The sequence below is a fragment of the Bradyrhizobium canariense genome (assembly GCF_900105125.1).
Classification (GTDB): domain Bacteria; phylum Pseudomonadota; class Alphaproteobacteria; order Rhizobiales; family Xanthobacteraceae; genus Bradyrhizobium; species Bradyrhizobium canariense_A.
Window position 1 is genome coordinate 4,893,729 of record NZ_LT629750.1, and the last position, 13,858, is coordinate 4,907,586.

Below are 13,858 nucleotides of genomic sequence, written 5' to 3' on the forward strand. Positions count from 1 at the left end.
CCCGTGAGATGTTTCGGCTTGAACGCCCTCGAAACTGAAGCGCTGCCATGATGCACTCCCAAGTTCACTACCTGCCGATGACCCCGGGATTGTTTTCGATCCTGGTGGTCCTGCTGGCCGGGCTGGTCATCCTGATTCAGCTCCGCATTCTCAGATATGCCTATATGCGGCTCGGGGTGGGACCCGGCGTGGCGCTGCTATTGCTGTTCGGGTCGCTGATCGGCAGCTATTTCAATATTCCTGTCACGGTCCTGCCGGGAACGCCGGTCAGATCCGGCCAGATCGTGGAATTCTACGGCATGCGCTATATCGTGCCGCTCGTGGCGCAATGGCCCGGTACGGTTCTGGCGGTGAATATCGGCGGCGCGGTGATCCCGGCATTGATGTCCGCCTATCTCGTTATCCGATATCAGCTCTGGCTCAAGGCAACGCTGGCTGTGGTCGCGATCGCCTTCATCATCCATTCGATGGCCACGCCGGTGCAGGGCATCGGCATCGCGGTTCCGGTATTCGCACCCGTCGTGACCACGGCAATCCTGGCGTTTATCCTTTCCCGCGAATACGCGCCGCCACTGGCCTATATCGGCGGCTCGATGGGAACGCTTGTTGGCGCCGATCTTCTCAATCTCGACAAGATCAGCGGGCTCGGTGCGCCGGTGGCCTCGATCGGCGGCGCGGGAACCTTCGACGGCATCTTTCTCACCGGCATTCTTGCGGTGCTACTCGCCGGTATAGCCTCGCCATCGCGCATGCGGCCGGGTCGGTAGAGAAGTAACCGCGACCAACATCGCCTTTAGTGGCTGATCATCCACGGACGCGCGGTCGGAAAGCTCTTTGCGCCGCTTCGGGTTTTCTTCACCAGGCGTGACGGCTTGCCGGAACAGCATCCGCAGCCCGGTGCATGCGACGCCTTGTATTCGCCGAGCGTCTTGGGCGCGTTGGCGCTGCGCTCATTGGTGGCATGGGCCTTCCGCCTGTCGGAGGGCATGCAGAAAAAGTTCGGCGCTGTCAGGATCGCGCGCGGCGATACGCTCGCGCATTGCGGACAATCCTGCGGCGCGTCGCATTCCGACATCGGCCGCATATCCGTGAACGGACCGCAATCGTTGCAGAGATAGTCATAGACCGGCATGTTGATTTCCCGCGCAATTGAAATTCGACCACATCAGCGGCGGCGGATGCGGGACGGCCAATACGCACCATCCCGCATCCCGTCGCGCAGGGATCATTTGTCTGGCGAGAGCGCCACGTCGACACCGCCCTTGATATGCTTGATCGGCCCAGCCGACGACGGCATGATATCGAAATCGAAGATTTCGGTGGGCAAATACAGCGTGGCGCAGGCATTCGGAACGTCGACAACGCCGCTGATATGCCCTTGCACCGGAGCTACGCCCAGAATCGTATAGGCCTGTGCGCCGGAATAGCCGAACTTCTTGAGATATTCGATCGCGTTCAGGCAGGCCTGTCGATAGGCGATGTGAACGTCGAGATAGTGCTGCTTGCCGCTCTCATCGACCGAGATGCCCTCGAAGATCAAATAGTCCTTGTAGTTCGGCGTGATCGGCGACGGCTTGAAGATGGGATTCTTGATCCCGTATTTCGAGACGCCATCCTTGATCACGTCGACCTTGATGTGCAGCCAGCCGGCCATCTCGATCGCGCCGCAGAAGGTGATCTCGCCGTCGCCCTGGCTGAAATGCAGGTCGCCCATCGAGAGGCCACCGCCGGGCACGTAAACGGGGAAATAAATCTTCGAGCCGCGCGACAGATCCTTGATATCGCAATTGCCGCCGTGCTCGCGCGGAGGCACCGTCCGAGCGCCCTCAGCGCCGATCTTGGCCTTGATATCCCCTTTGGCACGACCGGCGTGAGCGGTCGGAGCGAAAGGGGGATTGGCCAGCCCCGGCACGCGCGTTGGGTTGGTCGCAATCAGCGCACTTTCCCGCTCGTTCCAGGTCGACAGCAGCTTCGGATCGGGCAAGCAGCCGATCAGTCCCGGATGGACCAGACCAGCAAAATTGACGCCGGGCACATGACGCGACGAGGTGAACAGGCCCTTGATATCCCAGATCGACTTCTGCGCCAGCGGGAAATGTTCGGTCAGAAACCCGCCGCCATTTTGCTTGGAGAAGAAGCCATTGAAGCCCCACAGGCTCTCCTTCTTCGGGCCGACGTCAAGCAGGTCGACCACCAGGAGATCGCCGGGCTCCGCGCCCTTGACGCCGATCGGGCCGGACAGGAAATGCACGATCGACAGATCGATGTCGCGGACGTCATCGGCAGAATCGTTGTTCTTGATGAAGCCGCCGGTCCAGTCATAGGTCTCGACGATGAAATCATCGCCCGGATTGACCCAGGCCACCATCGGAACGTCAGGATGCCAGCGGTTGTGGATCATGTCGTTTTCGTAGGCCGACTGCGTGAGATCGACCTTGATCAGTGTATCTGGCATCAAAAAGCTCCCCTGTTTTACGAGTTAAGGTACGATTTAGACCGACAAGTACTTCGAGATCTGCGCCGCATCGACGTTGTCGCGCGTATCGTCGCGAACGATCTCGCCGTTCTCGATGACGAGAACCCGGTCTGCGATATCGAGCGCAAAGCTCAGAACCTGCTCGGAGACCACGATCGACAATCCGCGTTCGTCGCGAATACGTTTCAGCGTGCGTGCCATCTCCCGGATGATCGACGGCTGGATGCCCTCGGTCGGCTCATCCAGCAAAAGCACCTTGGGCTTGGTGGCAAGCGCACGCGCGATCGCCAATTGCTGCTGCTGGCCGCCGGACAGGTTGCCGCCGCGACGGCCCTTCATTTCCAGGAGCACCGGAAACAGCTCGTAAATATCGCCCGGCACTTCGGATTCGCCTGACGCGACGAGGCCGGTCTCGATATTCTCCTGCACCGTCATGGTCGAAAAGATCATTCGGCCCTGCGGCACATAAGCAAGGCCTTTGGCGACGCGCTCATAGCTCTTCAAGCTGCTGAGCTCGGTGCCTTCCATGGTCACCGAACCACTCTTGGTCGGCATGATGCCCATCAGCGATTTCATCAGCGTGGTCTTGCCCATGCCGTTGCGTCCCATGATCGCAACGATCTCGTTCGCCGCCACCGAGACATTGAGGCCGTGCAGCACCTCGCTCTGGCCGTAGGCGACGTGAAGATCCGAGATAGCCAGCATCAAAGCGCTCCTTGTCTTTCGTGGGGCATCATCTTGTCCGAAAGCCGGACTCCCCTTTCCCAGTCCATGCTCTAGTGCCCGAGATAGACCTCGATGACTTTGGGGTCGTTCTTGACGTGCTCCATCGTGCCCTCCGACAGGATCTGCCCCTGGTGCAGAACCGTCACCTTGTGGGCGATGTCCTCGACAAATTTCATGTCGTGCTCGATCACCAGCACCGAACGATCCTTGATGATGCGATTGAGCAATTCCGCCGTCTTGACGCGTTCGCTGACGCTCATGCCGGCAACCGGCTCGTCCAACATCAACAGGTCCGGGTCCTGGATCAGCAGCATTCCGATCTCGAGCCACTGCTTCTGGCCGTGGCTGAGCAGGTCCGCATACATGTTCAGCTTGTCCTTCAGGAAAATCATCTCCGCGACTTCCTCGACGCGGTCGCGCACCGCGGCATCGCGCTTGAACGTCAGCGCGCCGAACACCGTGCGGCCGCGCGGATAGGAGATTTCCAGGTTTTCGAACACCGTGAGATCGTCATAGACCGACGGTGTCTGGAATTTTCGCCCGACGCCCGTCTGAACGATCTGGTTCTCCTTCATCCTGGTCAGCTCCTGGCCACGGAACTGAATCGAGCCGGATGTCGCCTTGGTCTTTCCGCAAATCAGATCGAGCACCGTGGTCTTGCCGGCGCCGTTGGGCCCGATGATGACTCGGATCTCGTTCTCCTCGACATAGAAGGACAGATCATTGACTGCCTTGAAGCCGTCGAAGGAAACGGTCAGCGACTCGACCGCGAGCAGGAATTCCTTGGGCTGATGTCCTACGAGCATGAATGCCTCCTCACTCCGCCGGCGCGCCGTCGGCTACGGACTTGTCGTCCCAGCCGTCACCGGATTTCGGTTTACGCGACGAGATCAGGCGATCGATGTGCGGCTGAACATAGTCCTGCCAGATGCCCGACAGACCGTTGGGGAAGGCCAGCACGACGGCGATGAACAGTGCGCCAAGCCCGAATAGCCAGAGTTGCGGGAACGATTCCGACAGACTCGTCTTGGCGAAGTTCACCAGCAACGTGCCGTAGACCGCGCCGAAGATCGACATCCGGCCGCCGACGGCGGTGTAGATCACCATTTCGATCGACGGCACGATCCCGACAAAGGACGGCGACATGAAACCGACGTTCAGCGTGAACATGGCGCCGCCGATCGAGGCGAAGATCGCGGCCGCGCAAAACGCGAAAATCTTGAAATTCGCGACGCTATAACCGGAGAAGCGGACGCGATCCTCCTTTTCGCGCATCGCCACCAGGATGCGGCCGAGCTTGGTCAGGCGGATGAACTGCGCTGCCATGATGCAGCCGAACAGGCACACCACCTCGATGAAATACAGGATCAGCTTGGCGTGATCGGTACGAATGTCCCAGCCATGCAGCGTTCGCAGGTCGGTGATGCCGTTGATGCCGCCGGTGTAACCCTGCTGGCCGACGATCAGGATGGTGAGAATGGCCGCAATCGCCTGCGTGATGATCGCGAAATACACGCCGCCGACCCGGCGCTTGAACATCGCAGCACCAATGATCAGGGAGAAGATGGCGGGCACCAGCAGGATCGCCAGCACCGTGAAAGTAAAACTGTGAAATGGTTTCCAGAACAGGGGAAGTTGGGTGATCTGATTCCAGTCCATGAAATCAGGGATGCCCGGGGTCGACTGGATCTTGGTGTTGGCGACGCTGGAGGCCTCGAGCTTGAGGTACATCGCCATGCAATAGCCGCCGAGGCCGAAGAACACGCCCTGCCCGAGGCTGAGAATGCCGCCATATCCCCAGCACAACACAAGTCCGATCGCGACAAAGGCGTAAGTCAGGTATTTCGCAACAAGGTTGAGGCGAAAGATGTCAAGCGTCAGCGGCAGGATAACGAACAGCAGAAGAGCGAGCGTCACAAAGCCGATAAGTTCGGAGCGATTGAAGAAGCGCGAGTTGACAATCATGACCGTGCTTTCTTGTTCTTATTTGCGAACCTTGAGCGCGAAGAGCCCTTGCGGCCGCATCATCAGGATCGCGACGATGGTCAGGAGCGTGATGACCTTAGCCATCGACCCCGACAGGAAGAATTCCAGGGTCGATTGAGTCTGGGAGATCGTGAAAGCCGATGCGATGGTGCCGAACAGGCTGGCCGCGCCGCCGAACACGACGACAAGGAAGGTATCGACGATGTAGAGCTGGCCTGCGGTCGGACTGGTCGATCCGATCATGGTGAAGGCGCTGCCGGCTATTCCCGCAATGCCGCAGCCGAGACCGAAGGTGTAGCGGTCAACCTTCTCGGTATTGATGCCGACGGCTCCGGCCATCACGCGGTTCTGCACAACCGCGCGAACCTGTTTGCCCCAACGCGACCAGAACAGAACATAGGAGACGGCCAGCGTGATCAATATGGTCAAGACCATCACGAACATGCCGTTGATCGGGATCTGGATGGCGTCGGTGACTTGCCACGACCCCATCATCCATTCCGGCAGTTCGACGCCGACCTCACGTGCGCCGAAGATGGAGCGATAGGCCTGCTGCAGGATGAGGCTCAAGCCCCAGGTCGCGAGCAGCGTATCGAGCGGGCGCTTGTAGAGATGCCGTATCAGCGCCCATTCGACCAGCATGCCAAGCAAGCCCGATGCGATGAAAGCCAGTACCATGGCGACGAAGAAGTAGCCGCTGAACAGCGAGGGCAGATATTGCTGAAAGGCGTTCGATGTCATCCAGGTAACGTAGGCGCCCAGGATCATGAATTCGCCGTGCGCCATGTTGATGACGCCCATCTGGCCGAAGATGACGGCAAGCCCCAGCGCCATCAGCACGTAGACGGAAAACAGGATCAGCCCTGCGAAACCCTGCATCGCGAAAATCGCGCCGAGATCGCCGATTGAATAATCACCAAACATGATCTGTCCTCCGTGGTCAGGCAGGCGTGGTCAGTCAGGCCCGCGCCGCGAACGGATTCGCGACGCCGGGATTGAAGGCGTGGGCCAGCGGTCCACGCCAGAAGCGACGGATGAACGCGTCAGGTTAGGATCGATCTCACCGATGACCCTTACTGATATCCCTTGGGGAACGGGTTCGGCTCGACCAGATCGGCGGTTTCATAGATCAGCTCGTACTGGCCATCGGCCTTGGCCCGGCCGACGCGCGTCTTCGACCACAGGTGGTGGTTTTCATGGATGCGGACGTAACCTTCCGGCGCACCCTTGAACTCGACACCCGGCGAAGCCGCCGCGATCTTGTCGATGTCGAAGCTTCCGGCCTTCTCCGCGGTTAACTTCCATAACCACGGGCCGAGATAGGCCGCCTGCGTCACGTCGCCGATCACGGTTTTCTCGCCCCACATCTTCTTGAATGCCGGCACGAAGACCTTGTTGTTCGGATTGTCGAGCGACTGGAAGTATTTCATGCAGGCATAGGCGCCCGCGATATTCTCACCGCCGATGCCGTCGATTTCGTCTTCGGTCACCGAGATGGTCAAAAGCGTCTGCTTCGACAGGTCGATGCCGGCGGCTTTCAACTGTTTGTAGAATGCGACGTTTGATCCGCCGACGATGATGGCGTAGATCACGTCGGGCTTGGTCAGCTTGATCTTGTTAATGACCGAGTTGAACTGGGTGTTGCCGAGCGGGAAGTACTCCTCACCGACCACCTTGCAGCCCTGCAAATGGCCTTCGATATGCTTGCGCGCGATCTTGTTGGAGGTGCGCGGCCAGATGTAGTCCGAGCCCAGCAGATAGAAGGTCTTGGAGCCCTTGGTCTTGTTGACCCAGTCGAGGCCGGCGAGGATCTGCTGGGTGGCTTCCTGCCCGGTATAGATCACGTTCTTGGATTGCTCGAGACCCTCATAGAAGGTCGGATAGTAAAGCATGCCATTGTACTGCTCGAACACCGGCAGCACCGCCTTGCGCGACGCCGAGGTCCAGCAGCCCATGACGGCAGCGCATTTGTCGTTGACCAGAAGCTTCTTCGCCTTCTCGGCGAAGGTCGGCCAGTCGCTGGCGCCGTCTTCCTGGACGAATTTGATCTTGCGGCCGAGCACCCCGCCGGCCTCGTTGATCTGCGAGATCGCGAGTTTTTCGGCTTCCACCGAACCGGTTTCGCTGATCGCCATGGTGCCGGTGACGGAGTGTAGGATGCCGACCGTGACTTCGGTATCAGTCACTGCAAGACCGGTGGTATTGACGGCGGATGTCGCGGGAACGTCCGCGAAGGAAGGACGCGGAAGCATCGATATGGCTGGTAGTGCCGCCATTCCCATCAGCAGTTTGCGCCGAAGCGGCGACTTCAGGCCCGGTTTAATTTCGTCTGACATGAGCACCCCATTCCTGTTCGAGGACACGCTATTGGTCAGGCAAGGATTGCTCGGATTGTGCAGTGCACGGATACGCAAGATCGCGTATATTGCACCGCAAAATAGCGACGTAGATTTTGGAATGGGGATTGCAGGTAATTCGCTCGCAATGAGGAGTACCTAGTGGCAGGGCGGCAGCGGATAGACCGCGTCAGGCGCCAGTATAATCAATGGGTTGCCAACCAGACGCTGGAAGATTACGCGCTGCGCTTCACCGCCAAGAGCGCGCGGCGCTGGTCCGCCGCTCGCGTTGCCAACACTGCGCTCGGTGCGATCTCGTTCCTGGCGCTGGAGGCGATCGGCGGTACGATCACACTTAATTACGGCGTAACCAACTCCACCGCCGCCATCCTCGTCGTCAGCGTCATCATATTCTGCTGCGGCCTGCCCATCGCCTATCATGCTGCTAAATACGGCATCGACATCGATCTGCTCACGCGCGGCGCGGGCTTCGGCTACATCGGCTCGACCGTCACCTCGCTGATCTATGCCTCCTTCACCTTCATCTTCTTCGCCATCGAGGCGGTAATCCTCGCCACCGCGCTGGAGATCTGCTTCGGAATCCCGCGCCCGATCGGCTACCTCGTCAGCGCCGTCATCATTATTCCCCTGGTCACCTACGGCATCACGCTGATCAGCCGGTTTCAGCTGTGGACGCAGCCGCTGTGGATCATTCTTCACATCCTGCCCTTTGCAGCGATCGCTTACGCCAATCCGCACTCCTTTGCGGAATGGGTGAAATTTCCTGGCGAGCACGGCGATCCCAACGGCCATCTCGATCTCCTGCTGTTCGGCACCGCCGCCTCGGTCGTGTTCTCGCTGGTGGCGCAGATTGGCGAGCAAGTCGACTTCCTGCGCTTTCTTCCGCGCGACCGGCGAACCTCGAGAACGGCGTGGTGGATTGCGCTTCTCAGCGCAGGGCCCGGCTGGATCATTCTCGGCGCGCTCAAGCTGCTCGCCGGCTCGTTCCTGGCGTTCTTTGCACTGAGCCACGGCGTCTCCGCCGAGCATGCCGCCGAGCCGGCGCATATGTATCTCGAAGCATTTCGTTATGTGTTGTCGCAACCGGATCTCGCCCTCGCGTTGACCGGCAGCTTCGTGATCCTGTCGCAGTTGAAGATCAACGTCACCAATGCCTATGCCGGTTCGATCGCCTGGTCGAATTTCTTTTCCCGGCTGACCCACAGCCATCCCGGCCGCGTGGTCTGGCTGGTTTTCAACGTGCTCGTCGCACTGCTGCTGATGGAGATCGGCGTCTACAAGGCGCTCGAGCAGACGCTCGCGCTTTATTCCAATGTCGCCATCGCCTGGGTCGGCGCGCTGGTCGCCGATCTCGTCATCAACAAACCGCTCCGCTTGCGCCCGCAGCACATGGAATTCAAGCGCGCGCATCTCTACGACATCAATCCGGTCGGCGTCGGCGCGATGACGATTGCCACCGTCGTTTCCATCAGCGCGTTCTACGGCCTGTTCGGGCCGACGGCGAAGGCGCTTTCACCGTTCGTCGCGCTCATCGCGGCGTTCGTCTCCGCTCCACTGATCGCCTATGCCACCGGCGGCAAATATTACATCGCGCGCAAGCCGAAGCGGAGCTGGCAGAATCTGGAAGCGATCCAGTGCTGCATCTGTGAACATTCGTTCGAGCCCGAGGACATGGCGTCGTGTCCTGCCTATGCCGGACCGATCTGCTCGCTGTGCTGTTCGCTCGATGCGCGCTGCCACGACCTTTGCAAGCCGCATGCACGAATCCAGGCGCAGGTTTCCGAAACCCTCGGCGACCGCCTTCCAAAGCCGATCTATGCACTGATCAACTCGCAACTCGGACACTATCTCGGCGTTTTCGCGGTTTCCGCGGGCCTGGTCGGACTCACGCTTGGCCTGATCTACCTGCAGACTTCACCGGCGGTTCATGCCGACAATCTGCAGCTATCCGACGTGCTGTGGAAGGTGTTCTTCGCGTTGACGATCATCATCGGCGTGGTTGCATGGCTGTTCGTGCTTGCGCAGCAAAGCCGGCGCGCGGCGGAGGCCGAAACGCGACGTCAGACGACGCTCCTGATCCAGGAAATCGACGCCCACAAGCGCACCGACGCCGAACTACAGCGCGCCAAGGAAGTCGCCGAATCCGCCAATCTCGCCAAGAGCCGGTATGTCGTTGGACTCAGCCATGAACTGCGATCGCCGCTGAACGCCATCAGCGGTTATGCGCAATTGCTGGAGCAGGATTCGAGCCTGCAATCCAAGCCGCGTGACCAGGTGCGCGTGGTACGCCGCAGCGCCGATCATTTGTCCGGGTTAATCGACGGGATACTCGACATTTCGAAGATCGAGGCGGGGCGGTTGTATCTGTCGCGCGACGAGGTGCGACTGCACGACTTTCTCGATCAGCTGGTCGGGATGTTCCGCCTGCAGGCCGCCGCCAAGGGCATCGATTTTGTTTTCAAACGCCCGGCTATCCTGCCTGTCGTGGTCTTCGCCGACGAAAAACGCCTGCGTCAGATCCTGATCAACCTGTTGTCGAACGCCATCAAATTCACGCAGGCCGGCAGTGTGCAATTCGTCGTTCATTACCGCAGTCCCGTCGCCGAATTCGAGGTGATCGACACCGGTCCGGGAATTCGAGCCGACGATCTTGAGCGTATTTTCGCGCCTTTCGAGCGCGGCGCGCTGGGCGTCTCTCAACCGCAAACCGGGACCGGCCTCGGCCTGACGATCAGCCGCCTGCTTGCCGGCGTGATGGGCGGCGACATCCAGGTGATCAGCACTGTCGGCAGGGGAAGCACGTTCCGCGTGAAAATGCTGCTGTCGGAAGTCACCAATCCGACCCGGATTGCACCGGTCGATGCGACCGTCTTCGGCTACCACGGTGCGCGCAAGACCATTCTGGTTACTGACGACGACCCGGTGCAGCGGGATCTGCTGCGCGAAGTGCTGACGCCGCTCGGCTTCATCCTGCTCAGCGCGCCGGATGGACCTGGCTGTCTCGCGCTGGCGCAGCATTGCCGGCCCGATCTGTTTCTGCTGGATATCTCGATGCCCGGCATGGACGGCTGGACCGTCGCGGAGACACTGCGTTCGAACGGTCACCATCAGGCCCGCATCCTGATGGTTTCGGCAAGCGCGCTGGAAGCCCACGGCACGCCGCTCGCGCAACCATTTCACGACGGCTATCTGATGAAGCCGATCGATATTCCCAGGCTGCTGGAATTGATCCGCCAGCTCCTCAAGATCGAATGGCAATATGAGACCGACCAGAGCGACGTTCCGCACTGGAAGCCGGACAGGGGCTCGCGTCCACCCGCCAAGCACGTCGAGGAACTGATCGGTCTTGGACAGATGGGTTACATCCGAGCGATCCAGCTCAAGCTCGATGAAATCGGAACCGATCATCCCGAACACGGCGATTTTGTCGCGCAGATGCGCGCGCTGATCGATCGCTTCGATCTCGATCAATACATGGCAACCCTGAAGACGCTGTATAGCTATGATCACTGAAGCCAGAAAGCGCGATGTTGCACTCGTCGTCGACGACTCGCCGGAAACGCTGCGGCTTCTGACCGACGCGCTCGACGGCGCAGGCATGACGGTCATGGTGGCCATGGACGGCGCTGCCGCGATGCGGATCGTCGATCAGATCACGCCCGACATCATCCTGCTCGACGCCGTCATGCCGGGCATGGACGGCTTTGAGACATGCCGGCGTCTCAAGCGCGACGCCGGCCTGAGCAATGTGCCGGTGATCTTCATGACCGGGCTGGCGGAAACCGAACACATCGTGCGCGGGCTCGAAGCCGGTGGCGTCGATTACGTCACCAAGCCCATCGCGATTGAGGAAATGCTGGCTCGGATCAGGGTCCATTTGGCCAACGCCCGCATGACCCAGAGCGCCCGCGCGGCGCTCGATGTGTCCGGACGCTTCCTGCTCGCGGTCAACGGGCGAGGCAAGATCATGTGGGCGACGCCGCAGGCGCAGAAACTGTTATCGGACAATCTCGGCGCCGCGACCGACGATGAATTTGAGCTACCGCATTCCATGCTGCAATGGCTTGAACAGGCCCAAAAAGGCAAAGCTGGATCAAAATCCCAGACCATGGCGCCGCTGCCCAGCAACGAGCAGCTTCAGCTGCAATACATGGGCAAGCTTGGCCCGAACGAATTCCTGCTGCGTCTGGCCAAGGATTCCAGCCCGGATTTGCCGGCAAAATTCAGCAGCGAACTCGGACTGACGACGCGCGAGGGCGAAGTGCTGTCATGGCTATCGAAGGGCAAAACCAATCGGGACATCGCCCAGATTCTCGGTCTTAGCCCAAGAACGGTGGACAAGCATCTCGAGCAGATCTACGCCAAGCTCGGCGTCGAGAATCGCACCGCCGCCGCCGCCATCGCGACCAACGCCAGCCGCCGCAATTCGTGAGCTGCCCTGTTTGACGCTACGGCGTCGCCAGCGTCGAGCCCCACTGCTGGGCGGTCTTCACAATCCAATCGCGATAGAGCGTGAGCGGCGTGACACCGGTCAGGCCGCCGCAACCGCCGGCGCCGTTCGGCCCGGTCGACCAGCTGACGACGCCGACAAGCACCGGCTTGCTCTGTTGATCCTCGAACACCGGACCGCCGGAATCTCCGGTGCAGGCGCCGAGGCCAGCGCGCGCCCCCTGGCCGGCCGGATCGACGAGCCGTATCTGCAACGTTCCCGGCTGACCGGTCGCAACGAGATCAGCGGTGCGAACGGTCCCTCCGCTCTTTCCGTCGCCGCGAATGGTCACGCCGACGCCGGCAATGGTGAAGCGGTTGCCCGCGGTGAGGGGAGTCGTGGGCGCACCAATCGGCGACGGGTTCTTTTTAGGGGTATCGAGCTGCAGCAAGCTTACGTCGGCGGTGGCACGATGGGCCAGCATGGTCTGCATATTGAAACCGGGATGGGTGGCGACCTTTTTCACGTCCTTGAGCTGCGGCTGGTGGTCCGCGCCATATTCGACGATTTTGTAGATCGCGCCGGGCTGTACGCAATGCGCCACCGACAGCACCAGATCAGGCGCAATCAAGGTGCCGGTGCAGAAATTGCCGCGCGAGCCGACGATGGTGACGACGGAGCGACCGACACCCTCGGTTGACGGCGCCGCGCCACCGACGATCGCGTAAGCCGGCGCGACAAGCAGCGGCGCCAGGCCCGCCATCGTTCCAATCCATGTTTTCATCGCGCCAGCAATAACCCTTAACCAAGCCGATCGCCAAGAGCTGGTCGGCCGGGCATAGGAACTCCAAATCGGCAGGCGCCGGGCTTGTTCTTTGCCCGGAACGCAGGCAGAACACTTCAAATATTTAGCGCATCGGGAGTTGAAATTCGTGGCGGAACATCGGCCTTCGGCCTCCATCGAAGCCGTAGAAAACGGCCTCGCCTCGCAGGGCTATATTGCAAGCCGGCAGATCGCCACCGCGGTCTATCTGGCGCAGCAGATCGAGAAGCCGATCCTGGTCGAAGGCCCCGCCGGCGTCGGCAAGACCGAGCTGGCCAAGGCGATCGCGGCGTGGCGCGGACTCAAGATGATCCGCCTGCAATGCTATGAGGGGCTCGACGAGGCCAAGGCGCTCTATGAGTGGAAATACGCCAAGCAGCTTCTGTACACGCAGATCCTCAAGGACAAGCTCGGCGAAGTGCTCGGCGACGCCGAAACGCTTCACGCGGCATTGGATCAGCTGCACGATTTTGGCGACGTGTTCTTCTCCAAGGAATTCGTCGAGCCACGTCCGCTGTTGCAGGCGCTGGAGCAGCCCAACGGCTGCGTGCTGCTGATCGATGAAATCGACAAGTCTGATGCCGAGTTCGAATCTCTCCTGCTCGAAATTCTCAGCGATTTTCAGGTCAGCATTCCCGAACTCGGCACCGTTGTCGCCGCCGTGCCGCCAACGGTGATCCTGACATCCAACAGCGAGCGCGATCTTGGCGACGCGCTGAAGCGGCGCTGTCTTCATCTTCACATCGGCTTTCCCGAGCAAAGGCTCGAGGAACGCATTGTCGAAAGCCGCGTGCCTGGAATTTCGCAATCGCTGCGCAGGCAGATGGTCGGCTTCATCCACGAGGTTCGCACGCTTGATCTGAAGAAGCTGCCATCGGTGAGCGAGACCATCGATTGGGCGCGCGTTCTTGTGCTTCTTCAGGCGTCAGAGCTCGGCCACGAGATGGTCAAGGATACGCTCAACGTACTGCTGAAATACGAGGCCGATATCGAGGCGACGTTGCCGCAGGTCAGCACCTTTATCGCCAAGGCTTCCCATCATAACGTCTTCGGGTGAACTG

General features: G+C 60.3%; 12 protein-coding genes. 4 read left to right on the forward strand and 8 right to left on the reverse strand.

Annotation, left to right across the window (positions count from 1 at the left end; genetic code table 11):
- Positions 1–50 precede the first annotated feature (50 nt).
- Positions 51–767 carry a DUF1614 domain-containing protein gene (locus BLV09_RS23285; protein ID WP_146691262.1) on the forward strand — a complete coding sequence of 239 codons (717 nt, stop codon included), beginning with the start codon at positions 51–53 and terminating at the stop codon, positions 765–767.
- Between the two features lie 26 nt (positions 768–793).
- Here the strand turns inward: BLV09_RS23285 and BLV09_RS23290 are convergent, their stop codons facing one another.
- The 7 genes from BLV09_RS23290 to urtA all read right to left on the reverse strand — a co-directional run bounded on the left by BLV09_RS23290 (position 794) and on the right by urtA (position 7,524).
- Entirely contained in the window at positions 794–1,132 is a 339-nt protein-coding gene (locus BLV09_RS23290; RefSeq protein ID WP_100384641.1) for an FmdB family zinc ribbon protein, read from the reverse strand.
- Between the two features lie 93 nt (positions 1,133–1,225).
- Positions 1,226–2,455, reverse strand: coding sequence for a formamidase (gene fmdA / locus BLV09_RS23295; protein WP_100384642.1), 1,230 nt, complete (start codon positions 2,453–2,455; stop codon positions 1,226–1,228).
- Positions 2,456–2,491: 36 nt separating this feature from the next.
- Positions 2,492–3,181: an urea ABC transporter ATP-binding subunit UrtE gene (gene urtE / locus BLV09_RS23300; RefSeq protein ID WP_146689053.1), complete on the reverse strand. Its 690-nt coding sequence runs from the start codon at positions 3,179–3,181 to the stop codon at positions 2,492–2,494.
- A 71-nt stretch (positions 3,182–3,252) separates the two neighbouring features.
- On the reverse strand, positions 3,253–4,008 hold the full coding sequence (gene urtD, locus BLV09_RS23305; RefSeq protein WP_100384644.1) for an urea ABC transporter ATP-binding protein UrtD: 756 nt from the start codon (positions 4,006–4,008) through the stop codon (positions 3,253–3,255).
- 10 nt (positions 4,009–4,018) lie between these two features.
- On the reverse strand, positions 4,019–5,167 hold the full coding sequence (gene urtC / locus BLV09_RS23310) for an urea ABC transporter permease subunit UrtC (protein ID WP_167558859.1): 1,149 nt from the start codon (positions 5,165–5,167) through the stop codon (positions 4,019–4,021).
- Between the two features lie 18 nt (positions 5,168–5,185).
- Entirely contained in the window at positions 5,186–6,112 is a 927-nt protein-coding gene (gene urtB / locus BLV09_RS23315; RefSeq protein ID WP_100384645.1) for an urea ABC transporter permease subunit UrtB, read from the reverse strand.
- A gap of 149 nt (positions 6,113–6,261) precedes the next feature.
- On the reverse strand, positions 6,262–7,524 hold the full coding sequence (gene urtA, locus BLV09_RS23320; protein ID WP_146689054.1) for an urea ABC transporter substrate-binding protein: 1,263 nt from the start codon (positions 7,522–7,524) through the stop codon (positions 6,262–6,264).
- 162 nt (positions 7,525–7,686) lie between these two features.
- Between urtA and BLV09_RS23325 the strand changes: the two genes are divergently transcribed.
- Together BLV09_RS23325 and BLV09_RS23330 are read left to right on the forward strand one after the other, a co-directional pair.
- Positions 7,687–11,058 carry a hybrid sensor histidine kinase/response regulator gene (locus BLV09_RS23325; protein ID WP_146689055.1) on the forward strand — a complete coding sequence of 1,124 codons (3,372 nt, stop codon included), beginning with the start codon at positions 7,687–7,689 and terminating at the stop codon, positions 11,056–11,058.
- Entirely contained in the window at positions 11,048–11,977 is a 930-nt protein-coding gene (locus tag BLV09_RS23330; RefSeq protein ID WP_146689056.1) for a response regulator transcription factor, read from the forward strand. The genes BLV09_RS23325 and BLV09_RS23330 overlap by 11 nt, the downstream gene beginning before the upstream one ends.
- A gap of 16 nt (positions 11,978–11,993) precedes the next feature.
- On the opposite strand, the gene BLV09_RS23335 is transcribed toward BLV09_RS23330, so the two are convergent.
- Positions 11,994–12,758 carry a S1 family peptidase gene (locus tag BLV09_RS23335; protein WP_146689057.1) on the reverse strand — a complete coding sequence of 255 codons (765 nt, stop codon included), beginning with the start codon at positions 12,756–12,758 and terminating at the stop codon, positions 11,994–11,996.
- 148 nt (positions 12,759–12,906) lie between these two features.
- On the opposite strand from BLV09_RS23335, the gene BLV09_RS23340 reads away from it, so the two are divergent.
- On the forward strand, positions 12,907–13,854 hold the full coding sequence (locus tag BLV09_RS23340; RefSeq protein WP_146689058.1) for an AAA family ATPase: 948 nt from the start codon (positions 12,907–12,909) through the stop codon (positions 13,852–13,854).
- Positions 13,855–13,858: the final 4 nt, after the last annotated feature.

Bases quoted from the DNA above. Each gene is read 5' to 3' on its own strand.
- urtC (WP_167558859.1), bottom strand. From the start codon at position 5,167: ATGATTGTCAACTCGCGCTTCTTCAATCGCTCCGAACTTATCGGCTTT.
- fmdA (WP_100384642.1), bottom strand. From the start codon at position 2,455: ATGCCAGATACACTGATCAAGGTCGATCTCACGCAGTCGGCCTACGAA.
- urtD (WP_100384644.1), bottom strand. From the start codon at position 4,008: ATGCTCGTAGGACATCAGCCCAAGGAATTCCTGCTCGCGGTCGAGTCG.
- BLV09_RS23335 (WP_146689057.1), bottom strand. From the start codon at position 12,758: ATGAAAACATGGATTGGAACGATGGCGGGCCTGGCGCCGCTGCTTGTC.
- BLV09_RS23330 (WP_146689056.1), top strand. From the start codon at position 11,048: ATGATCACTGAAGCCAGAAAGCGCGATGTTGCACTCGTCGTCGACGAC.
- BLV09_RS23285 (WP_146691262.1), top strand. From the start codon at position 51: ATGCACTCCCAAGTTCACTACCTGCCGATGACCCCGGGATTGTTTTCG.
- urtE (WP_146689053.1), bottom strand. From the start codon at position 3,181: ATGCTGGCTATCTCGGATCTTCACGTCGCCTACGGCCAGAGCGAGGTG.
- BLV09_RS23290 (WP_100384641.1), bottom strand. From the start codon at position 1,132: ATGCCGGTCTATGACTATCTCTGCAACGATTGCGGTCCGTTCACGGAT.
- urtB (WP_100384645.1), bottom strand. From the start codon at position 6,112: ATGTTTGGTGATTATTCAATCGGCGATCTCGGCGCGATTTTCGCGATG.
- urtA (WP_146689054.1), bottom strand. From the start codon at position 7,524: ATGTCAGACGAAATTAAACCGGGCCTGAAGTCGCCGCTTCGGCGCAAA.